The organism is Arthrobacter sp. 49Tsu3.1M3, assembly GCF_900168135.1.
Taxonomy (GTDB): Bacteria; Actinomycetota; Actinomycetes; order Actinomycetales; family Micrococcaceae; genus Arthrobacter.
On sequence record NZ_FUZD01000017.1, the window covers coordinates 41459 to 62949 of the forward strand.

The 21491-nt window shown below is 67.4% G+C and carries 22 protein-coding genes and 1 other RNA gene; 8 read left to right on the top strand and 15 right to left on the bottom strand.

What is annotated here, in order from left to right; translation table 11 throughout:
* Positions 1–24: 24 nt before the first annotated feature.
* Positions 25–597, top strand: coding sequence for a peptide deformylase (gene def / locus B5X90_RS15935; RefSeq protein ID WP_079554719.1), 573 nt, complete (start codon positions 25–27; stop codon positions 595–597).
* Positions 598–678: 81 nt separating this feature from the next.
* On the opposite strand, the gene B5X90_RS15940 is transcribed toward def, so the two are convergent.
* The 7 genes from B5X90_RS15940 to B5X90_RS15970 form a co-directional block, all read right to left on the bottom strand.
* The gene (locus B5X90_RS15940; protein WP_079554721.1) at positions 679–1389 is read right to left on the bottom strand and encodes an alpha/beta fold hydrolase; all 711 of its coding nucleotides are present in this window, start codon (positions 1387–1389) and stop codon (positions 679–681) included.
* Positions 1390–1398: 9 nt separating this feature from the next.
* Positions 1399–1857, bottom strand: a complete 459-nt coding sequence (locus tag B5X90_RS15945) for a DUF1579 family protein (RefSeq protein WP_079554723.1) — start codon at positions 1855–1857, stop codon at positions 1399–1401.
* 35 nt (positions 1858–1892) lie between these two features.
* Positions 1893–2777: a polyphosphate kinase 2 gene (ppk2, locus tag B5X90_RS15950; RefSeq protein WP_079554725.1), complete on the bottom strand. Its 885-nt coding sequence runs from the start codon at positions 2775–2777 to the stop codon at positions 1893–1895.
* A gap of 108 nt (positions 2778–2885) precedes the next feature.
* Positions 2886–3683, bottom strand: coding sequence for an HNH endonuclease family protein (locus B5X90_RS15955; protein WP_079554727.1), 798 nt, complete (start codon positions 3681–3683; stop codon positions 2886–2888).
* 109 nt (positions 3684–3792) lie between these two features.
* Complete coding sequence (locus tag B5X90_RS15960; RefSeq protein WP_018773403.1) at positions 3793–4002, bottom strand: hypothetical protein; 210 nt, start codon at positions 4000–4002, stop codon at positions 3793–3795.
* A gap of 88 nt (positions 4003–4090) precedes the next feature.
* The gene (locus B5X90_RS15965) at positions 4091–5581 is read right to left on the bottom strand and encodes a glyceraldehyde-3-phosphate dehydrogenase (protein WP_079554729.1); all 1491 of its coding nucleotides are present in this window, start codon (positions 5579–5581) and stop codon (positions 4091–4093) included.
* A 229-nt stretch (positions 5582–5810) separates the two neighbouring features.
* On the bottom strand, positions 5811–7478 hold the full coding sequence (locus tag B5X90_RS15970) for a GMC family oxidoreductase (RefSeq protein WP_079554731.1): 1668 nt from the start codon (positions 7476–7478) through the stop codon (positions 5811–5813).
* A 274-nt stretch (positions 7479–7752) separates the two neighbouring features.
* On the opposite strand from B5X90_RS15970, the gene B5X90_RS15975 reads away from it, so the two are divergent.
* Positions 7753–8841, top strand: a complete 1089-nt coding sequence (locus B5X90_RS15975) for a hypothetical protein (RefSeq protein WP_143264781.1) — start codon at positions 7753–7755, stop codon at positions 8839–8841.
* A 46-nt stretch (positions 8842–8887) separates the two neighbouring features.
* On the opposite strand, the gene rnpB is transcribed toward B5X90_RS15975, so the two are convergent.
* Positions 8888–9281, bottom strand: an RNA gene (gene rnpB / locus B5X90_RS15980) — RNase P RNA component class A.
* Positions 9282–9349: 68 nt separating this feature from the next.
* Between rnpB and B5X90_RS15985 the strand changes: the two genes are divergently transcribed.
* Both B5X90_RS15985 and B5X90_RS15990 read left to right on the top strand, forming a co-directional pair.
* Positions 9350–10243, top strand: coding sequence for an alpha/beta hydrolase (locus tag B5X90_RS15985; protein WP_079554735.1), 894 nt, complete (start codon positions 9350–9352; stop codon positions 10241–10243).
* 76 nt (positions 10244–10319) lie between these two features.
* The gene (locus B5X90_RS15990) at positions 10320–11084 is read left to right on the top strand and encodes a YaaA family protein (protein WP_079554737.1); all 765 of its coding nucleotides are present in this window, start codon (positions 10320–10322) and stop codon (positions 11082–11084) included.
* A gap of 15 nt (positions 11085–11099) precedes the next feature.
* Here the strand turns inward: B5X90_RS15990 and B5X90_RS15995 are convergent, their stop codons facing one another.
* Together B5X90_RS15995 and B5X90_RS16000 are read right to left on the bottom strand one after the other, a co-directional pair.
* Positions 11100–11837 carry a zinc ribbon domain-containing protein gene (locus B5X90_RS15995; RefSeq protein ID WP_079554739.1) on the bottom strand — a complete coding sequence of 246 codons (738 nt, stop codon included), beginning with the start codon at positions 11835–11837 and terminating at the stop codon, positions 11100–11102.
* Between the two features lie 122 nt (positions 11838–11959).
* Positions 11960–12883 carry a Nif3-like dinuclear metal center hexameric protein gene (locus B5X90_RS16000; RefSeq protein ID WP_143264782.1) on the bottom strand — a complete coding sequence of 308 codons (924 nt, stop codon included), beginning with the start codon at positions 12881–12883 and terminating at the stop codon, positions 11960–11962.
* A 99-nt stretch (positions 12884–12982) separates the two neighbouring features.
* Here B5X90_RS16000 and msrA point away from each other — a divergent pair, with 99 nt between their 5' ends.
* The 3 genes from msrA (at position 12983) to epsC (ending at position 15127) form a co-directional block, all read left to right on the top strand.
* Positions 12983–13507, top strand: coding sequence for a peptide-methionine (S)-S-oxide reductase MsrA (msrA, locus tag B5X90_RS16005; RefSeq protein ID WP_079554743.1), 525 nt, complete (start codon positions 12983–12985; stop codon positions 13505–13507).
* A 65-nt stretch (positions 13508–13572) separates the two neighbouring features.
* Positions 13573–14508 (top strand): cysteine synthase A, encoded by a 936-nt coding sequence (gene cysK, locus B5X90_RS16010; RefSeq protein WP_079554746.1) that lies wholly within the window; start codon positions 13573–13575, stop codon positions 14506–14508.
* Between the two features lie 34 nt (positions 14509–14542).
* Positions 14543–15127, top strand: coding sequence for a serine O-acetyltransferase EpsC (epsC, locus tag B5X90_RS16015; RefSeq protein ID WP_079554748.1), 585 nt, complete (start codon positions 14543–14545; stop codon positions 15125–15127).
* A gap of 37 nt (positions 15128–15164) precedes the next feature.
* Here the strand turns inward: epsC and B5X90_RS16020 are convergent, their stop codons facing one another.
* Together B5X90_RS16020 and gndA are read right to left on the bottom strand one after the other, a co-directional pair.
* On the bottom strand, positions 15165–16007 hold the full coding sequence (locus B5X90_RS16020) for an oxidoreductase (protein ID WP_079554750.1): 843 nt from the start codon (positions 16005–16007) through the stop codon (positions 15165–15167).
* A 116-nt stretch (positions 16008–16123) separates the two neighbouring features.
* Entirely contained in the window at positions 16124–17560 is a 1437-nt protein-coding gene (gene gndA / locus B5X90_RS16025) for an NADP-dependent phosphogluconate dehydrogenase (protein ID WP_018773415.1), read from the bottom strand.
* 276 nt (positions 17561–17836) lie between these two features.
* On the opposite strand from gndA, the gene B5X90_RS16030 reads away from it, so the two are divergent.
* The gene (locus B5X90_RS16030; RefSeq protein ID WP_079554752.1) at positions 17837–18565 is read left to right on the top strand and encodes a FadR/GntR family transcriptional regulator; all 729 of its coding nucleotides are present in this window, start codon (positions 17837–17839) and stop codon (positions 18563–18565) included.
* Between the two features lie 38 nt (positions 18566–18603).
* Here B5X90_RS16030 and B5X90_RS16035 read toward each other — a convergent pair whose 3' ends face one another.
* From B5X90_RS16035 to B5X90_RS16045, 3 genes are read right to left on the bottom strand one after another with little or no spacing between them, the layout of a single operon-like run.
* Positions 18604–19668 carry an L-idonate 5-dehydrogenase gene (locus tag B5X90_RS16035; protein ID WP_079554754.1) on the bottom strand — a complete coding sequence of 355 codons (1065 nt, stop codon included), beginning with the start codon at positions 19666–19668 and terminating at the stop codon, positions 18604–18606.
* Complete coding sequence (locus B5X90_RS16040; RefSeq protein ID WP_079554757.1) at positions 19668–20438, bottom strand: SDR family oxidoreductase; 771 nt, start codon at positions 20436–20438, stop codon at positions 19668–19670. Before B5X90_RS16040 ends, B5X90_RS16035 begins: the two co-directional genes overlap by 1 nt.
* Before the next feature lie 3 nt (positions 20439–20441).
* Entirely contained in the window at positions 20442–21428 is a 987-nt protein-coding gene (locus B5X90_RS16045) for an NAD(P)-dependent oxidoreductase (RefSeq protein ID WP_079554759.1), read from the bottom strand.
* Positions 21429–21491 lie beyond the last annotated feature (63 nt).

Below are 21491 nucleotides of genomic sequence, written 5' to 3' on the forward strand. Positions count from 1 at the left end.
CAGCACCCGAGGAACTTTCCTGATATGACTGTCCTGCCCATCACGATCTGGGGCGAGCCCGTGCTGCACCGCCGGGCCGCGGAAGTCGAAGTCTTCGACGACGAGCTCCGCACCCTGATCGCCGACATGTTCGAGACCAACGACGCCGCCAACGGCGTCGGGCTGGCGGCCCCCCAGGTGGGGGTCGGCAAGCGGCTCTTCGTGTACAAGTACGACAACGACGACGGCGCCGCGCCCACTGGCGTCGTGGTCAACCCTGTCCTGACACTTTCCAAGATCTCCGGCGCCCTGCCGGACCCCGACGAGGAAGAGGAAGGCTGCCTGTCCTTCCCCGGCGGCCAGTATCCGCTCAAGCGGGCCGAATGGGCGAGGGTCCAGGGCTTCGACGGTGACGGGAAGCCGGTGGAATTCGAGGCGACCGGCTGGTTCGCCCGGGTCATCCAGCACGAGTACGACCACCTCGACGGCAAGCTCTACGTCAACCGGCTCATTGACCGCTATGCCCGCCGGGCCATGAAGCAGGCCAAACGCAGCGGCTGGGGCGTTCCCGGCCTGACCTGGATGCCGGGAGTGGACCCGGACCCGTTCGGCCACTGACGGCCGCGGCTGGCTGGATGCCGGCGGGCCCGTGGAAGACCGGCGGGCCGGTGGAAGACCGGAGGGCCGGCGCCCGGCCGGTCAGCTCCCGGAGGCCCGGTCGACGGCGGCCAGGATGGCGGCGCCGAGCTCGGCCGGCCTGGTGAACTGCGGCCAGTGTCCCGTAGGCAGGTCCACATAGTCGACCTCGCGGATCCGTGCGAGCTCCGCCACGAACGGGTGGCCGCCGGCAATCATTTCCGTCAGCATCGAGGACGGGAATTCGCAGGCGATGACGGTGACCGGAACCTCAAAGCGGCGTTCATCCGAGAGCTGCTGCCTGTCCTGGGCCACGCCGCGGGGCTCCGGGATGGCACGGGAACGGAACATGGCGCGCAGCTCGTCGGTCAGATCGGTGAGGTCCGCGTCCTCGAAGAGCTCCCACGGCGGCAGCGGCACCTCGTCGCCGTCGGCCGGGAGTTCGTCATTGATGACCCCGCCCTCCCCCAGCGGTCCGCTGTCCACGTAGATAGCCCGGGCCACCCGGTCCGGGCGGGCATCGACGGCGCCATGGATGATGGCCCCGCCGCCGGAGTGGCCCACCAGGACCACCGGCGCGTCGAAGGAATCGATCTTCGCCACGACGGCGTCGATGTGGGTGCGCAAGCCGATCCCGGCGCGCGGCGCATCGGCTGACTCCAGGCCCGGCAGGGTCAACGGGTAGACCTTGTGCCCGGCCGCGGCCAGCGGCGGGGTGACGTCGGCCCACGACGAGGCGTCCAACCAGAATCCGGGTACGAGGATGATGTCCATGCCGGTACCCTACCGGTCGAGTACCAGCTCCACCACCTGATAGGGGTCCTCGCCCGGGACCAGATTGTGCATGGTGATGCGTCCGCCCGGGCCATCCGCCGGGTGCAGGTGGATCTGCCAGCCCCAGTCCGGGCCGGCCGGCGCCGCATAGGAGCCGTTGAGCCGGAGGACACCGTCGCCGCCCACGGTCCCGGAGAACTGCATCAGCGCCTTGCCCGTGTGCCAGGAGTCCAGCCACACCGCGGTGGCGGGATCCGCGTCGGACGCCCCGCCGGCCAGGAGCAAGAGGCCTTCCTGCGGGCTTTCACCGTCTGACCAGGTGTAGGCGATACTCGCGAAGTGCGCGGCGGTCACCTTCACCGTGGCGGTGGCCGCCGAAGCCTTGTAGTCGTCCGTGGGCATGAGCCGGAGGCGGTTTTGTCCCTGCCAGGTGCCAAGGAAGGGGGTCACGTATTTCACAATGTCCATGCTGCAGTCTACTGAGCCAATCGATCCGATCCGGCTCAGTCCCCGGCCGGCTTTTCGAGGCTTGCGGCGAAGTCCGGGACATAGCGGAACAGTTCCCGCGGCGGGCGCGTGTAGTTGACGGCCTTCGGACGCGCCGGCAGGGTCACCGGCTCTGTCCGTACTTCGGTGTAGTCGATGCTGGAGAGCAGGTGGGCGATGAGGTTGATCCTTGCCCGGCGTTTGTCTTCGGCTTCCACCACGTACCAGGGTGATTCCGCGGTGTCTGTCTGCACGAACATGTCGTCCTTGGCCCGCGAGTAGTCTTCCCACCGCAGGATTGCCTCCCGGTCCATCGGCGAGAGCTTCCATTGCCGCATGGGATCATCCAGACGGGATTTGAACCGCCGCTCCTGTTCCCCATGACTGATCGAGAACCAGTACTTGAAGAGCAGGATGCCGTCCTGGATGAGGAGCCGTTCAAAAACCGGGCACTGGGCCATGAAGCGTTTGTGCTCCGCCGGGGTGCAAAAGCCCATCACGTGTTCGACGCCGGCGCGGTTGTACCAGGAGCGGTCCATCAGGACGATTTCCCCGGCGGCGGGCAAATGCGCCACATAGCGCTGGAAGTACCATTCCCCGCGTTCGCGCTCCGTCGGCGCCGGCAATGCGACTATCCGGGCAAACCGCGGATTCAGGTACTCGGTGACCCGCTTGATCGCACTCCCCTTGCCGGCTGCATCCCGACCCTCGAAGATGATGAGGATCCGAGCCCCGGTGCTGCGGACCCACTCCTGGAGGGCAACCAGTTCTGCCTGGAGCCGCAGAAGTTCGGCCTCGTAGATTCCGGCGTCGAGCCGGGCCGGCCGCCGTGCGGAGCCCTTCTTGTGACCGGCCTTGTGGCCGGCGTGCCCCTTGCCTGAATTGTCCGTGCGATGTGCCATGGTTTCCGTTCCAGCATTGGACCGCGCGGTTTCTCCCGCCGCGCCCATTCTCGCCGGGCAGCAGATCGGCTGCAAGGGTCCTCCAGCCCGGAAGCTGCGAAGGGCGCGTCAGCGCGGCATGATCGTCTGTTGCCCCGGGCACGAGGCGAGGATCCGTTTCATCGCCTCCTTCTCTGCGGCCGTGACCCACAGCCGGTAGGCCGCCTTGACCGAGATTTGGCGGGCGACGTAGTGGCAGCGGAAAGCCTTGTTTGGCGGGAGCCAGGTGGCGGCGTCGGAGGCACTCTTGTCCTGGTTGGCGGGACCGTCGACGGCGATCAGGTTGAGGGGATCGTTGGCCAGGTGTTCGCGCTGCTGCGCGGTGAGCTGCTGGGCGCCCTTTTGCCACGCGTCTCCCAGCGCCACGACGTGGTCGATCTGCACCGCGGCACTGGTTTCGGCGCCGCGCCGGAACGCGATCATGCGGCCGGTGTACGGTTCCTGGAACGTGCCGACGGCCACCTGGCAGCGTGATCCGCTGACGAATTCGGCGACCGCCAGGTCGCGGCGGAGGATGTCGTTGCGCGTATCGCAGCCGTTGCGGTCGACGTCGAGCCACGCCTGGCCGAAGGCACCCCGGTCATAGTTGTTCGTTGCCGACCGTCCCTTGACCGCGAGGGTGTCGAGCACGCCGGCAGCGCTTCCCTGCGGCACGGCCCGGACGGGGTCCACCGCGTTCATCCACCCTTGGGCGATGACGGGGGCCTCGCTGGGGCCGGGGATTTGCGGCTCCGCGGCGGCAAACTGGCCGGCCGTGAAGAACCAGACCAGTCCGCCCAGGACGGCCAGGCCGGCCGCGGCCAGGAGAATCCAGGCCTGGCGGGAGTGGCGGCGGGCGCGGCGGAAATCCATCCAGGTGGCGGTCATGTGGGCGGCCGCTCGCGGCGTTTTGGCTGCACGCCCTGAGCCTATGCGGACGCCATGCCAGCCGGGCGGTTGTCCACAGTGTTGGGGACCGGTGGCGGAACGCGGGGGCTTATTGCTCCCGGGTGACCCGTTTCAGGTCTTCGTTGGCCAGATCCAGCAGGCCCTGGAGCTGGGTCACCCGGTCGTCGTTGACTTCACCGGACTGGCGTTTGACGAGGGCGTCGTCCAGCAGCCGCTTCGCTTCTTTCGCGTTGCTCCGCGCGACGTCCAGCGCGTGTTCCAGGGTGGTCTCGTGTTCAACAGCCGGGTTCGGTTCCATGGCTCCATTGTGGTTCCCTTTCCCGGCCGATTCCAGTGCATCGGCCGGGAAAGGAGGAACATGTCCCGGTCAGGGATGTTCGCCCTGATTAGACCTCGACGGGAAGCCCTGCGGCCTCGAGGATGGACGCAGCGTCCTTGGCGGGGAAGGACGGCGGGTTGACCCCGGCCATTTCCTCCATGACGCGGACCACCTGGCAGCTGTAGCCGAACTCGTTGTCGTACCAGACGTACAGGACGAGATTCTTGTCGTTGGAGATCGTGGCCAGGCCGTCAACGATGCCTGCCCGGCGTGAGCCGACGAAGTCCGTGGAGACAACCTCGGGCGAATCGATGTAGTCGATCTGCTTGCGCAGCTCCGAGTGCAGCGACATTTCCCGCAGGTAGTCGTTGACCTCGTCCTTGGTGGTGCCGTTCTCCAGGTTCAGGTTCAGGATGGCCAGCGAGACGTCCGGGGTGGGGACGCGGATGGAGCTGCCCGTGAGCTTGCCGAGCAGTTCCGGCAGGGCCTTGGCCACGGCTTTGGCGGCACCGGTCTCGGTGATCACCATGTTCAGCGCGGCAGAGCGTCCACGGCGGTCGCCCTTGTGGAAGTTGTCGATCAGGTTCTGGTCGTTCGTGAAGGAGTGGACCGTCTCCACGTGGCCGTGCACCACGCCGTAGCGGTCGTTGATCGCCTTGAGCACAGGGGTGATGGCGTTCGTGGTGCAGGACGCCGCCGAGACGATCGTGTCCGAGTCGTCGATGGTGCCGTGGTTGATGCCGTGCACGATGTTCTTCAGCTCGCCCTTGCCCGGTGCGGTGAGGAGAACGCGGGCAACACCCTTGCTCAACAGGTGCTGCGACAGGCCCTCGGCGTCGCGCCAGCGGCCCGTGTTGTCCACGACTAGCGCGTCCTGGATGCCGTAGGCGGTGTAGTCCACCGTGGAGGGGTTGTCCGAGTAGATGACCTGGATCTGGACGCCGTTGGCCGTGATGGTGTCGTTTTCGAGGTCAACCTTGATGGTGCCTTCGAAGGAGCCGTGGACGGAGTCGCGGCGCAGCAGGCTCGCGCGCTTGCTGAGGTCGTTGTCCGAACCGCGGCGCACCACGATGGCACGCAGGCGCAGGCCGTGGCCGCCGCCTGCCTTTTCGATCAGGAGCCGGGCCAGGAGCCGGCCGATGCGGCCGAAGCCGTAGAGGACGACGTCGGTGCTGGTGCGGTCGTCGCCGCCGCGCTTGCCGACAACCTCGGCGAGTTCGGCGCGGAGGAACTCATCCAGGCTGGCGCCGTCGCCCTCGGCGCGGTATTTCTCGGTGAGACGGGCAACGTCGATCGCCGCGGCGCCGAGGTCCAGCTTGGTCAGGGCCTCCAGCAGCGGGGCCGTCTCCTCGAGGCGCAGTTCTTCCTTGCTCATCCGGCGGGCGAAGCGGTGGGCCTTGAGGATATTCATGGTGGACTTGTTGATCAGGCTGCGTCCGTGGATGGAGGTCACCACGTTGTTCTCGCGGTACAGCCGGCCGATCACGGGGATCATCGCCTCGGCGAGCGCCTCACGGCCCATCCACGTATCAAGACAAGAATCTGACGTCTGGCTCACAGAACTACCTTCCTAGAATCCACCCCCTACGTCCTCGTAGGGGGAAGTCGGCCGCCGGAGGGTGTCCGGTACCGGGCACCGGCGGGGATTCGGTCCACCCCGGGCGCCTCATCGAGCGCAAAGAAAAACCGCCGGCTGCGAACGCAGACCCGGCGGCAGAACTTCTACGTTCACCATCAATTCTACGGGCGGCCGGGCAGGGTGGGGTGCCTGTTGCGCGTGAATTGACTCACACACTGTCAGGGGCCACGTCGAAGTCGGCAAAACCATCCGCGCCGGGCGTCAGCCCGGCTGCGTCCTCGAGGATCATGTCGACGGCCTTTTCCGCGATCATTATGGTGGGTGCCTGCGTGTTGGCACTGACCAGCCGGGGCATGATCGAGGAGTCTACGACCCGCAATCCCTCCAGCCCGTGGACCTTCAGCCGCGGGGAGACAACGGAATCGTCGGTGGTACCCATGGCGCAAGTGCCGACCGGGTGGTACGAGGTCCGTCCGTAGGAGCGCACGAAATTCACATATTCGTCGCGGGTTGCCACGCGGGAGCCGTCGCCGATGTGCTCCTTCTGGATGAACGCCGCCATCGATGGCTGCTCCATGATCTGCCGGCTCTGCTGCACGCCGGCGATGGTCATCTCCAGATCGTAGTCATCCGCCAGGAAATTCGGATCGATGAGCGGTGTCTTTGTGGGATCTGAGGACGCTACGCGAACTGTCCCCCGGCTGCGGGGCCGCAGGAAGTACGAGTTCAGCGTCGCCCCGAATCCGGGCCGCAGCGACGCAATGCCCGGCTCCGACCTCGCCGCGGGCAGGAAGTGGAACTGCAGGTCCGGGGTCTTCTCATCCGTGTTGGCGTAGCTGAAGCCACCGGCCTCGACGAGGTTGGACGCGAACGGTCCCGAGCGGAAAGCCAGATACTCGAGGCCGGCCAGGACTGTCGCCGGGCGCACCCGATTGAACCGGTCCAGGCTGTGGTCATCGGTGAGTTCGTAGATGATGTCCAGGTCAAGGTGGTCCTGCAGGTTCTTCCCGACCCCGGGCAGGGCGTGGAGCACGTTGATGCCGGCGGCAGCAAGGTCTGCCGGGTCGCCGATGCCTGAAAGCTGCAGCAACTTGGGCGAGCCAAACGCGCCGCTGGCGATCAGCACCTCGCGCCGGGCACCGTAGGTTCGCGCGACTCCGCCTTCAATCGCCTGAATGCCGACTGCGCGGCCATTCTTGATGACCACCTTGGAGACGGTCACATTGACGCGAACAGTGAGATTGGGCCGCCTGCGCGCGGGTTTCAGATAGGCGACGGCTGCGCTGCACCGGCGGCCATTCCTGGTGGTGGTCTGGTAGAAGCCGACGCCGAGCTGCTTCGCCCCGTTAAAATCGCTGTTGTAGGGCAGCCCGAATTCTTGGCCCGCCTGCACGAATGCGGCCGAGAGCGTGTGCGGACGCCGGAGGTCAGAGACGCCGAGCGGTCCATTCGTTCCATGGTGGGGTCCTGCGAGCCTGGTGTTTGACTCCGAGCGAATGAAATACTTGGATACCTCGGCGGCGGACCAGCCCTCACATCCGTAGTCCCCGGCCCACCTGTCGTAGTCCCCAGCCACGCCCCGGGTGAAGACCTGGGAGTTGATGGACCCGCCGCCGCCAAGCCCGCGGCCTTGAGGGAGCGGGATGCTGCGGCCGTTGCTGTGCTTTTGCGGAACACTGCTATACGCCCACTGATAGGGTCCTCCCTTCAATCTCGGGAAGCCCGCGGGCATATGGATGAAGGGATGGCGGTCGGACCTGCCCGCCTCGAGCAGAAGCACACGGACTGAGGGGTCTTCACTCAATCTGCCAGCCAGAACGCTGCCGCCGGTACCACCCCCGGCGATCACATAGTCGTACTCAGCATCGTCCGGCACTATGACTCCTCAACCATCGCCGAAGCTACCGCTCCTTGAAGCGTTGATTGAAGTGTGTTAGTTCGGCGGCCATGATGTCAAGCATCCGGGCTGTCGTGCAAAGCCGCAGACAGGCGGCGCGCGGCCGACCTGGCGGGGCGGCTGGCGCACCCCTGGGGCAATGGGGCCGAATAGACGCCTGATCAACTTTGTGCGCGCCTCATGCAGCCGTGTGGCCCCCTCAGACTTCCGGAGACCATAGACGGCTGGGGACCTCAAGAGTACCTTACGTCTTATGACGGGCTCTGAAATGAGGCCATCGCCCCGAGGAACTCCATTCAGTGCAGCGCAGTGGCTGATCTTGACACGGCGGGCCTGGTTGGCAGCCGCGCTGGCAGCCGTAGCCGCAGCTTTGAACAATTCCGCCGCGGCGGCACAAGTCGGCGCGGCCGCCGACCCCACCGTCCCCGGGGCGGCCGACCGGGGCACGCTCCAGATGACCCAGGACCCGCTCGCCCTTCTCGACAGCGTGGCACTCCTCTGCGAGTTCCCCGTCCGGGAAAACGGTGAAACAACGTGGCCGCAAGGCGTGTCTATCAACGAGGGCGCACAGGAAATCTACGTGTCAAACCAGAATGGCACCGAATTGCGAATTGACGTGCGAACCCTCCCCGCAGGGGTCAGGAAGTCGTCGAGAATCGTCACAACCGAAGATCTGTGCTGGACGGAAGCATTGCCCTGGTTCTACAACGAAAGAGGGCAGCTTTGCTTCATCATCAGGGCAACCGGTGGGGCGCGGGCAAATTCGTCCACCTATGCTGTCTACAACTACACCACCGGCATCAAGGGTGCCAACATTCCAATAAACGGTATATGGCGCGCAGACGTGTCCGGCAAATACATGGCAACAACTGACGCCGGCACCACTTCGGTGAGCAGCTTTTACGTCTACGACTGGGCCAGCGTTCAGGCAGGCGATCCCGCTCTGATAGCAACCATCCCTGCCCAAGCCGGTGCGCGGACCGCGGGTAAGAACCAGGGCCTGGCATGGGTCGGCAACTATTTCTACCTGATCCAGGGCAGCCAGTCGGAGAGCCCGACCTTCCAGGCCTGGGACTCCAACGGCAAATTGTCGATCTCCAGCAAATACACACGCGCCGACTTCATGGATTTGGTCAATAAACTCAAGCCCGGATATCTCACGAACGCGAACTACACCTACGAGGCAGAGGGCGCATTCAACCACGAGGGCAAACTCGTCTCGGTACAGATCGTGAACAACAACCCTTCAGTGGCCACAGACGGGCAGGTCCTGGTACTCCAGCACTACCGCACCGACGGAGTGCGGGGCAGGATGCAGCCGGCGGACCCCGCAGGTCAATGACGTCGGCTGGATCCGGCAAACCTCATCGAAGATCGTCGGCGTTGGGTGGATGGGTTGACCGATACGCCGGGTTCTGTGTTCCCGCGCTGTTGCCGGCGCGGGAGTAGCGGCCATCCATCTACGGACGCCGTTGCCGACGCCCTCCAGCGGCCTACCCGAACACTCGGGCGAGCAGCCCTCAAACGTGTCCTGTCTGGCCTTGCTCCGGGTGGGGTTTACCTAGCCTTCCCGGTCACCCGGGAAGCTGGTGGTCTCTTACACCACCGTTTCACCCTTACCTGCCCTGCGGCCTGTGCAAGCACACGCCCCACGCAGGCGGTCTGTTCTCTGTGGCACTGGCCTGCGGGTTACCCCGAGTGGGCGTTACCCACCACCCTGCTCTGCGGAGCCCGGACGTTCCTCGAGCCACTTGCGTGACGCGCGGCCGCCTGGTCAACCCATCCGCTGTCCATTCTACGGTCAGCGGGCGCGTCCGGTGACACGTCCGCGCCGGGCCTATTATCGAGGGATGGACAAATCTGCCCTGACCCGGCGCCGGCTGCTCGAGCTGGCAGGAATCGGCCTTGGCGCGTCCGCGCTCTCTGCCTGCACAGAGGGCGTCGCGCCTCCCGAGACGTCTCCGCCCGTGCCGGCCGGCCCGACGGCGTCAGGGGCGCCGGCCCGCGCCGGGGCGTTGACGGTCCGTACCAGCACGGGTTCGTTCGTCTCGGCTTACCGCCCCGGGGTCACCAGCCATTGGTCGCTGGCTGCACCGGAATTGCCGCCCGGCGGCGCGCAGCCCGAATTGCCCGTGGCTGTCTTTCTGCACGGACTCCACGGCAGCCACAAGGCACTGTTCGAGGGCTTGTCGGCGCATAAGACCCTCCAACGGCACCTCGACGCCGGCGGCGCGCCCTTCGCGATCGCCGCGGTGGACGGCGGAAACACCTGGTGGCACCCCCGCGCCGACGGCAGCGACACCCAGTCGATGCTGGTGAAGGAGTTTGTCCCGTTTCTGGGCAAGCGGGGCTTCGACCTTGGCAGGATCGGCCTCTTCGGCCTCTCCATGGGAGGCTTCGGTTCGCTCCTGCTGGCCTCCCAGGGCCGGCTGCCCGGAATTCGCGCCGTCGCCGCCATGAGTCCGGCGGTCTGGGACAACTACGACGCACGCATGGACACAGCATTCGACAGCCCGGCTGACTTCGCGGCCCATGACGTGTTCGCGCTCCGGCCCCGGCTCGCTGCGATGCCCAAACGGATCGATTGCGGCACCGGGGACGCGCTTGCCGGCACGGTTCGTGCCTACCGTGCAGGGCTGAAGGGCGACGTGGAGGGTAGTTTCCGGCCCGGCGGCCACGACTACAGCTACTGGCGGACCGTGCTGCCCGAGGTCTTCTCATTCTTGGGCCACAACCTCGCCTGAACCCGCCACCGCCGGCCCGGGCCTTGCTCTGCGGTCCTGCGGCGCCCGCGGAACCCGCCGCCGGTAGGATCGTACGGTGCTAATTCTGTTGCCGCCCTCCGAGGGCAAGACTCCCGCTGTGCGCGGGGACGCCGCCGACTGGGCCGCCTTGAGCTTTCCCGCCCTCAACAGCTCCCGCGCCAAGGTCCTGGAGGCGCTCGGCACCGTCAGCGCCCACGAGGACGCACTGGCGCTGCTGGGCGTTGGCGCTTCCCTGAGCGCCGACGTCGAACGTAATACGCGGCTGCACGCGGAACCTGCCGCCCCGGCCCACCAGGTGTATTCCGGGGTGCTCTTTGACGCCCTCGGCTACAACTCGCTGACCCCGGCGCAGCGGAGGAAGGCCGACGAATCGGTGCTGGTGGTGTCCGCCCTGTGGGGCGCCATCCGCTTCGCCGACCGCGTGCCCGCCTACCGGCTGTCGATGGGGACTTCGCTGCCCGACGTCGGACGGCTCGCATCATTCTGGAAGCCGCAACTGACCGACGCCCTGGCGGCGCCCACGACCGGTGAGCTGTTGGTGGACTGCCGGTCCAGCACCTACGCCGCAGCCTGGACTCCCCCGCCGGAACAGACGGTGGCCGTGAACGTGTTCACCGAGACCGCCGGCGTGCGCAAGGTGGTCAGCCACTTTGCCAAGCACACCCGGGGCGAACTGGCACGCCATTTGCTCAGCCGCCGGGGCAAGGCGCCCCAAACCCCCGCGCAGCTGCAGAAGGCGGCGGCGGAGAAGTGGGTTGCCGAACTCGTTGAGGGCACGGCCCGGAAGCCGCACACCCTGAACATCATCCTGCCGAACTGACGCGGAGGCGGGTGCCTAGGCCCAGTCGGACGAGCGCACCAGGATGCAGCCGGAGTCCGGGCAGAACACGATGTCGTCCTCGGCCGCGGCCTTGATCTCGGCCAGGTCGCCCGGGCTCAGGTGCATGCCGGAGCCTTCCGAGGTGCCGTGGAAGAGCCGGGCAGCGCCGACGCCACGCTTGGCCAGGGTCTTCTCGTAAACGGCGAGCATTCCGGCGTCGAGTCCGGCGGCGAACTCGGCACGCTGCCCGCGCACCACCGTGGCTTCGGCGGCGATCTCGGCCAGCTGCTCGTCCAGCTCGGCACGGATGGAGCCGAAGGAGCCCTGGATGTCGTCCACGATCTGTTGCTGGGCCGCCTGGCGGGCGCGGAGCGAGTCGAGCCGTTCGAGGACTTCGAGTTCCACGTCCTCGAGGTCCGAGCGGCGCTTGTTCAGCGATACGAGGTCCCGCTGCAGGGCTACGAGGTCCTTGGACAGCCCCGTGCCGCTGTTGAGCCTGGCCTCGTCGCGTTCGATCCGGGAGGCAACCTGCTCGACGTCGGCCTCTGAGCGCTTGAGCTCCAGTTCAGCATCGTGGACGGCCACCTTCGCGGCACCGAGTTCACCGTTGGCCACGCTGAGGGCGGCTTCCAGGTCCGTGATGCGGGAATCGCTTTCAAGGCTTCGCCGGCGGTTGGACAAGGACTTGAGCTTGGCATCGAGTCCCTGCAATTCGAGCAACTTCAACTGTTCCGCCGGTGCTGCCTTGGCCACTATTTACCTCCGCTAAATCCAATCCGGCCGAAGCCGGGCACCGTCCCGGCGCTCCTTAGACTCTAGCGCCTAGCGTACTCCCCGGCCTCGCTACGCTCACCCGGGCCCCTCGCACGCCAGGCTTAGCCCGGAGTCAGAATGAAGTCCCACGGGTCGCTGTTGGTGGTGCTGACCCGGATCTCGACGTCGTGGCCCTGGTCGGTGAGCACATTGCCCAGCGCTTCGGCGGCCGCAGGCAGCCACAGCCATTCACTGGCGAAGTGGGAAACGTCGATCAGGTAAGGCCGGTCGTTGACCGCCGCCTCCCGGGCTTCCGATGCCGGGTGGTGCCGCAGGTCCGCAGTGACGTAGACGTCGGCGTTGCTCGCCCGCACTTCGCCGAAGAGGGAATCGCCGGCGCCGCCGCAGACAGCCACCCGCCGGATCAGCCCGTCCCGGTCCCCCGAGACACGCACGCCGCCGGCCACCGAGGGCAGGATGCCGTACACGCGGGCCGCGAAATCACCCAGCGTCAGGACCTCTTCGAGGTCGCCGACGCGGCCGATGCCTTCCTCGGGGAGCCCGTTGGCGGCCGGTGTCAGCGGGGCCACGTTCTGCAGGCCGAGCGCGTCGGCCAGGACGTCGGAAACGCCCCCGACGGCGGAGTCACCGTTGGTGTGCACGGTCAGCAGCGCGGTCCCGGACTCGATGAGGCGGTGCACGGCCTTGCCCTTGGCCGTATTCGCGGCCACAGACGTCACGCCCTTGAGCAGCAACGGATGGTGCGTGATGAGCAGCTCGGCACCGAAGTCGATCGCTTCCTCGATCACGTCAATTGTCGGATCGACCGCGAACATGACCCGGTGCACCTCGGCGGTCGGGTGGCCGGCCACCAGACCCACCTCGTCCCAGTCCTCGGCCAGGGACTCGGGCCAGAGCTCCTCCACCGCCAGCTGGATCAGGCCCAGCGTCGCGGCGCTGGTGTCCTCCCCGGTGCCGGTACCGCCGTCGACGGCGGCAGCAGGGCGGTCGGATTCCGCTGAAACATCGGTGTTCACAGGTTCCATACCCCCATTTTTACCCTATCCACGGGCGGCCCGGTCACTCGTAACACTCTCGTAAGGTGGGTGGGGAATCATCGGGACCCTCGAACCATTGAAGAGATCATGAAAACTTTTGTCCTCGGCGGAGGCTGCTTCTGGTGCCTCGACGCCGTCTACCAGAAAACCAAGGGCGTCAGCTCGGTCGTGTCGGGCTACACCGGAGGCCATGACCGCAACCCCGACTACTACTCTGTGTGTTCCGGGACCACGGGCCACGCCGAGGTGGTGGCAGTGACATTCGACGAGGACGTCATTCCCGCCGAGGTCATCCTGGACATGTTCTTCGCCCTCCACGATCCCACCACGCTGAACCGGCAGGGCTACGACGTCGGGACCCAGTACCGTTCCTCGATGTTCTACGAGACCACCGAGGAAAAGATCCTGTTCGAGGAGGCGATCGAGCGGAACCAGGCCCTGTGGCGGCACCCGATCGTCACCGAGGTCAGCCGGCTGCCGCAGTTCCATGTGGCCGAGGAAATCCACCAGGACTACTTCGCCAAATACCCGGAGCAGGGCTACTGCCAGGTCATCATCAACCCCAAGCTGGCCAAGGCGAGGAAATATTACTCTGCATGGCTTAATGCTTAGCTAGGGCCTGTAGGCGCTCGTTAGGCTGACCTCAGTCAACCCTCTTCAAAGACAGGCATACATACATGGCACCGATCTATGACGATGTAACCCAGCTGGTAGGCGGAACCCCGCTGGTCCGGCTGAACCGGCTGACCGAAGGCCTTGACGCCACCGTGGCCGTCAAGCTGGAGTTCTACAACCCGGCCAACAGCGTCAAGGACCGGATCGGCGTCGCGATCGTTGACGCTGCCGAGAAGTCCGGTGCCCTCAAGCCCGGCGGCACCATCGTCGAAGGCACGTCCGGCAACACCGGAATCGCCCTGGCCATGGTGGGCGCGGCCCGCGGCTACAAGGTCATCCTGACCATGCCGGAAACCATGTCCACCGAGCGCCGGGTCATGCTGCGCGCGTACGGCGCCGAGATTGTCCTGACCCCCGGTTCCGAGGGCATGCGCGGCGCCGTGGAGAAGGCCCAGGAGATCGTGGCCAACACGGAGAACTCCATCTGGGCCCAGCAGTTCGCCAACGAGGCCAACCCGGAGATCCACCGCCGCACCACGGCCGAGGAAGTCTGGACCGACACCAACGGCAAGGTGGATATCTTCGTCGCCGGCGTCGGCACCGGCGGCACCGTCACCGGCGTCGGACAGGTCCTGAAGGAACGCAAGCCGGAGGTCCAGATCGTGGCCGTCGAGCCGAAGGACTCCGCCATCCTCAACGGCGGCGCCCCGGGCCCGCACAAAATCCAGGGCCTTGGCGCGAACTTCGTCCCCGACATCCTGGACACCAACGTCTATGACGAGGTCATCGACGCCACTCTGGAAGATTCCGTCCGGGTCGCGCGCGACCTCGGCATCAAGGAAGGCATCCTGGGCGGCATCTCCTCCGGCGCCATCGTCTGGGCGGCCCTGGAGCTCGCCAAGCGCCCGGAGAACGCCGGTAAACTCATCGTTGCTGTGGTTTGCGACTTTGGTGAGCGCTACATCTCCACCGTGCTGTACGACGACATCCGCGGCTAAGTCCGCTGACCCACGATTGCCCAGAAAGGTCTTTGTGAGCTTCTTCGCAAGACTGAAGGAAGACCTCGACGCCGCCCGGTCCCACGACCCGGCGGCTCGAGGTTCTTTTGAGAACTTCTTCGCCTATTCCGGCCTGCACGCGATCTGGTTCCACCGCCTGACGCACCGGCTGTGGCAGAACCCGGCGCTGCGGTTCCCGGCCCGGCTGATCTCCCAGCTCGCCCGGTTCCTGACCGGCATCGAGATCCACCCCGGCGCGACGATCGGCCGGCGCTTCTTCATCGACCACGGCATGGGCGTGGTCATCGGCGAGACGGCCGAGATCGGCGAGGACGTCATGATCTACCACGGCGTGACCCTCGGCGGCCGCTCGCTCGCCAAGATCAAACGCCACCCCACCATCGAGGACCGTGTGGTGATCGGCGCGGGCGCCAAGATCCTGGGCCCCATCACCATCGGCCGGGACAGCGCCATCGGCGCCAACGCCGTGGTGGTCAAGGACGCCCCGGCCGAATCAATCGTCACCGGTGTGCCGGCCACCTGGCGGCACCGCGACGCGCAGCGCGAGACCAAGCCCGCCGTCGACCCGGCCGAATACCTGATCGAATACCGTATCTAGAACAAGCTCCGGACCGGCTCCCAGCTGAACCGGGTATCTAGGCAGCCCTGACGGGGAACCGCTTGTAAATGTTCCACAGGACGGTGTCGAATGCCCGGTCCGGCAGCAGGTGGCGCAGCAGCAGGATCCCGCGGGCGCTGGCACCCACCGGGTACCGGGTCCTGGGGCGCCGGGCGGTCGCGGCGTGCAGGATCGCCTCGGCCGCAAGCTCGGGCCGCGACGACGTTGCGGGGTTGTCCGTGGTGCCCAGCGCCGCCGCCACCACCTTGGCCTGGGCCGCATAAGGGCCGTTTCCGGAGCTGGCCAGCAGCCCCTGCGCCGCAATGGCGCCCCACTCGGACTGCGTCCCGGCGGGCTCGATGACGGCCACATCAATACCGTGCGGCTTGAGTTCGAGCCGCAGCGAATCGCTCAGGCCTTCCACGGCGAACTTGGTCGCGTGGTACCAGGCGCCCAGCGGCTCGTACATTTTGCCGCCGATGGATGAGATGTTAATGATCCGGCCCGCACGGGCGGCCCGCATGGCGGGGATCACGAGCTGCGTCATACGCGCCAGGCCGAAGACGTTCACGTCGAACTGCCGCCGGCCCTCCGCCAAATCGACCTCCTCGAGCGAACCGTACGTCCCGTAGCCGGCGTTGTTGACCAGGACGTCGATCCGGCCGTGCGCGGCCAGCACCTCCCCGACGGCGGCGCTCATCGAGGCCTCATCGGTCACATCCAGCGCCACCACCTTGACCCCGGAGGCCTTCAGCGGCTCCATCAGCTCCACCCGGCGGGCCCCGGCATAGACGGTGAAGCCGGCCGACGCAAGCTTTTTCGCGGTTTCGAAGCCGATGCCGGTGGAGGCACCGGTGACAAACGCTACGGGCTGGGGCATGAGTTGAACTCCTTGGGCGCTGAACTCCTGGGGGCGGGAGCGGTGCGGAAACGCGGACGGCCGGCGCCTCCCAGCGTAACTGGAAAGTACCGGCCGTCGCGTCGGAACGGGGTGGGTCAGTGGGTGTCGACTGCCTCGATCTCGGACTTGTCCTCGCCCCAGAGGGTGTGGAACGTGCCCTCGGCGTCGACGCGGCCGTAGGTGTGCGCCCCGAAGAGGTCGCGCTGGCCCTGGATGACGGCGGCCGGCAGGCGCTTGCGGCGCAGGCCGTCGTAGTAGGCCAGCGAGGAGGAGAACACCGGCACGGGGATGCCGAGCTGCACCGCGGTGGACACCACCCGGCGCCAGGCCGGGAGGACCTCGGCGATCGCCTTGGTGAACGCCGGGGCGAAGAGCAGGTTGGCCGGCTTCTCCGCTGCGGCGTAGGCCTTGGTGATCTCCTTGAGCAGTTCCGCGCGGATGATGCAGCCGCCGCGCCACAGCGAGGCGATTTCATCCAGCTTCAGGTCCCAGCCGTATTCCTTGGCCGCCGAGGTGAGCATGTCCAGGCCCTGGGCGTAGGAGACCAGCTTGGAGGCGTAGAGCGCCTGGCGGACGTCCTCGACGAAGCTCTCGGGGACCTCGACGGCGGCCTCGCCGCCGGCCAGCAGCTCCTGTGCCAGCACGCGCTGCTCGGCCTGGGAGGACAATGCGCGGGCGAAGACGGACTCGGCGATGCCCGACGTCGGGGAGCCGAGCTCAAGGGCGGAGATGACCGTCCAGCGGCCGGTGCCCTTCTGACCGGCGGCATCCACCACGACGTCGACGAACGGCTTGCCGGTCTTCGCATCGACGTGGCCGAGAACCTCGGCGGAAATTTCGATCAGGAAGGAGGCGAGGTCGCCCTTGTTCCACTCTTCGAAGATCTTGGCCTGCTCGGCCGGTTCGATCCCGGCACCGGAGCGCAGGAGGTCGAAGGCCTCGCCGATGACCTGCATGTCGGCGTATTCGATGCCGTTGTGGACCATCTTGACGAAGTGGCCGGCGCCGTCGGTGCCGATCCAGGCGCAGCAGGGCTGGCCGTCGACGTGCGCGGCGATCTTTTCCAGCAGCGGGCCGAGGGCGTCGTAGGACTCCTTGGAACCGCCCGGCATGATCGAGGGCCCGTTGAGGGCACCTTCCTCGCCACCGGAGACGCCGATGCCGACGAAGTGCAGGTCCTTCTTGGCGAGCGCCGCCTCGCGGCGGCGGGTGTCCTCGTAGTGCGAGTTGCCGGCGTCGATGATGATGTCGCCCGCTTCCAGCAGCGGCTCGAGCTGCTCGATCACGGAGTCGACCGGTTTGCCGGCCTTGACCATGATCAGCACGCGGCGCGGCTTCTCCAGCGAATCAACGAGTTCCTGGAGGGTCTCGGTGCGGACGAAGTCGCCCTCGTCGCCGTACTTGGCAAGCAGGGTGTCTGTCTTTTCCACGGACCGGTTGTGCAGGGCAACGGTGAAGCCGTTCCGGGCCAGGTTGCGTGCAAGGTTGGCCCCCATCACCGCGAGGCCGGTGACACCGATGTGTGCTGACATCAAAAACTCCAATTCATTTTTGTACACGATGATTTCTGTAGACCACGTGTACGGCGATTCGTCTCAGACGTTCATCTAGGACTCGGCAGGTCGTGCCGCGGAGGGCGGAACCCGCTCTTGAGGATTGTGGCTGTCCTTAAACCATATGTATTTCCGCGGGCCGCGGGAAAGCGGCGCCCACGGAGCGGAATGCTGCGCGTCATAAACAGTCTATGATCACCGGCGTCCGCCTTTCCGGTCGGCCCGGACCAGGCCCACCGCATTATGCTTACGACTATGTCAACCAGCCTCCACCACCGTGCCATTGAGCACCTCGGGACCCGGATCGTGGCCGGCGAGCTTCCGGCCGGGCACGTCATGCTTGCCGAGCACCTTGAGGACGAACTCAAGGTCTCCCGCTCGGTGGTCCGGGAGGCGGTCCGGGTCCTCCAGTCCCTGGGCCTGGTGGAGACCATCAAACGGGTCGGCATCCGGGTGCTGCCCTCGAACCGGTGGAACCCCTTCGACCCGCTCGTGATCCGCTGGCGGCTGGCCGGTGAGGGCCGCGGCGCCCAGCTGCGCTCCCTGGCCGAGCTCCGCACCGCCGTCGAGCCGGTGGCCGCCGAGCTGGCCGCGGCCAACGCCCCCGAGGAGCTCCGCCGGGAACTCGTGGAGATCTCGCACGCCATGCGCGACGCCGGGCAGGCCGGGAACGTGCCCCGGTTCCTTGAGCTGGACATCCTGTTCCATTCCCTGCTGCTGACCGGCTCGGGCAACGAGATGTTCGCCAACATGGTGGGCCAGGTGACCGAGACGCTGACCGGCCGCACCATCCACGGCCTGATGCCGGACCACCCGCGCGAGACGGCGCTGCGGTGGCACGTGGAGGTCGCCGAGGCCATCGCCGCCGGGGATGCCGCCGCCGCCCGGGAGGCCTCGAACCGGATCATGCGCGAGACCATCTCCGAGATGGAGCCGAGCTGGAAGAACCAGCCGCGGGTGTTTGTCCCGGTCGAGCGCCACTAACCCGCCACGTACCGTCCGGGCCCCGACTGCGGCGCTCCTCACGCCGGGGCCGGCCTGAAGTCCAGCAGCACCTTCCCGGAGACAGCCGCGTTCCTGGCGACCTCGAACGCTTCCAGTCCGCGGTCCAGGCCAAAAGTGTGGGTCACTACGGGGTCCACCCGCAGGGAGCCGTCGGCGAGCGCCGCTATGACGTCGTCGATTTCGTCATTGAAGCGGAAGGAGCCCACCAGCTCCAGCTCGCGCGTGATGGCCAGGGAGATCAGGACCGGCTGCGGGCCGGAAGGCAGCAGCCCCACCATCACCACCCTGCCGCCACGGACCGCGCCCGTGATCGCCGAGGCCAGGCCCTGATGGCTGCCCGAGGATTCGATGACGACGTCCGCCTCCACCGCGGCGATCGCCCCGGCGTCGTCCCCCTTCAGGACCGCGTCGGCCCCCACGGCACGGGCTATTTCCAGCGGCCGCTCGTGCATGTCCACGGCCACGATCCGGCCGGCGCCGGCGCGTTTGAGCACGGCCACGGCCAGGGCCCCGATGGGACCGCTGCCGATCACCAGGGCCGTCTTTCCCGCCACGTCCCCGGCGCGCGACACGGCGTGCCAGGCGACGCTGGCCGGTTCCGCCAGGGCCGCGGTCCGCAGGTCCAGCCCCGCCGGCAGGGGCCGGAGCATCCGGGCCGGCAGCGCGGCGTAGCGGCTGAACGCCCCGTCCGTGTGGGGGAACCGTGCGGCGCTGCCCAGATAGGTGCAGCCCGGCGACAGGTTCGGACGCTCTTCCGGGTACCGGGCGCCGCCCGGGCCGGGCGTGGCGGGATGCACCGCGACGGCCGTGCCCGGCCCCGGCCCCGAGCCGTCAGCGGCGGCGCGGATCACGGTCCCCACGATCTCGTGGCCCAGGACCATGGGGGCCTTGAGGACGGATTCGCCCGCAGCGCCGTGCAGCCAGTAGTGCAGGTCGGAGCCACAGATGCCGCCGAAGGCCACGTCGATGACGGCCTCGTCCGGCGCCGGCGCGGGCACGGGGATGTCCTCGATCCGCAGGTCGCCCGCGGCGTGGGCCACCACCGCCGCGGCCGTGGCCGGAACCGCTGCCACGCCGTCCATCAGACCACCACCGTCATTCCGCCGTCAATGAAGATGGTCTGGCCGTTGACGAAGTCCGACCCGTCCGAGGCCAGCCACACGGCGGGTCCGGCCAGGTCCTGCACGGTCCCCCAGCGGTGCGCGGGGGTCCGGCCCAGGATCCAGGCGTTGAACTGCTCATCGTCGACGAGGTTCTGCGTCATCTCGGTGTGGATGTAGCCCGGCGCGATCCCGTTGATCTGCAGGCCCGAGGCGGCCCATTCCGCGGTCATGGCCCGGGTCAGGTTCCGCAGGCCGCCCTTCGCCGCGATGTAGGGCGCGATGGTGGGCCGGGCGAGGTCGGTCTGGACCGAGCAGATGTTGATGATCTTGCCCCGGCCCCGCGGGATCATGTGCCGGGCCGCTTCCCGTCCCACCAGGAACGCGCTGGTCAGGTCCGTGGAGATGACGCGTTCCCAGTCGGCCACGTCGAGCTCGAGCATCGGGACCCGGTGCTGGATGCCGGCGTTGTTGACCAGGATGTCCAGCGGGCCCACGTTCTCCTCCACCCAGGCGATGCCCCGGGCGGCCCCGGTGTCGCTGGTGACGTCGAAGGCGCAGCTGTGCACCCGGCCCGGCGCGTAGTCCGCGGCCATGGCGGCCTCGGCGGCCTTGAGCCGCTCGGGGTTGATGCCGTTGAGCACCACCGTGGCGCCGGCGTCGGCCAGGGCCCGGGCCAGGGCGTTGCCGATCCCCCGGCTCGAACCGGTCACCAGGGCCACGCGCCCGGTCAGGTCAAAAAGTCCACTCATGGTTCACTGATCCTCATTGGTCTTTGCTGCTGTGTTGGCTGTCGTGCTGGCTGTGATCTTGGCGGTTCCACCGGCACTTGCGCTGCGGGTGCCGCTGCCGCTGAGATTGGCGATGGCCTGCCGCACGACGGCGAGGTCCCGGTCGCCCAGCCCCTGGCGCAGCAGAGCCGCGTAGAGCTCGACGCCGGCGGCCGCCATCGGCACTGCGGCCCCCGCGGCCGCGGCGCTCTCGAGCACGAAGGAGAGGTCCTTGTGCATGAACTTGGCGGGCCCGGTGGGCTCGTAGTCCCTGGCGGCGAGCCGTGGCCCCACGATGTCCAGGACCCGGCTGCCCGCCAGCCCGCCAGCGAGCACCTCGTAAAGGGCGGGCACCTCCATGCCGGAGCGTTCGGCGAGCTCGGCGGCCTCGGCGAGCGCCGCCGTCGTGGTTCCCACGATCAGCTGGTTGCACGCTTTGGCGAGCGACCCCGATCCCAGCGGTCCCAGCCGCCGCACGGTGCTGCCCATCGCGCCGAAGAGCGGCAGGAGCCGGCGGAAGTCGCTGTCGCTGGCGCCCGCCATGATGGCGAGGGTCCCGTCCGCCGCGCCTTGGGTGCCGCCGCTGACGGGCGCATCGACGACGACGGCGTTGCCTCCGCTCGCCTCCGCGACCCGTGCCCCGAAGTCCCGCACGCCGGACGGCGACACGCTGCTCATGACCACGACGGCGGTTCCGGGCGCAGGCGGGCTGGCGGCCCAGCCGGTCAGGAGCGCGGCACTCGCATCCTCAATGTCGGACAGATCCGGCAGCATGAAGACAATGACGGGCTGATCGCGAAGCGCCTCGACCCTGTCTACACGCGAGCCGCCCAGGGCCTCGAAGGCGTCCAGCGCCGCCGGCGAACGGTTCCAGGCGGTGACCGTCCATCCGGCGGCGAGGAGGTTGGCGGCCATCGGCGCGCCCATCAGGCCGAGGCCGACAAACCCGGCCTCTCTGCGGTCGATCTCCATGCGTTGCCTCACTTCGTCGTGGTTAATCTTGAAATTCTGTTCAGCATCCTAGCCTCCATTCAG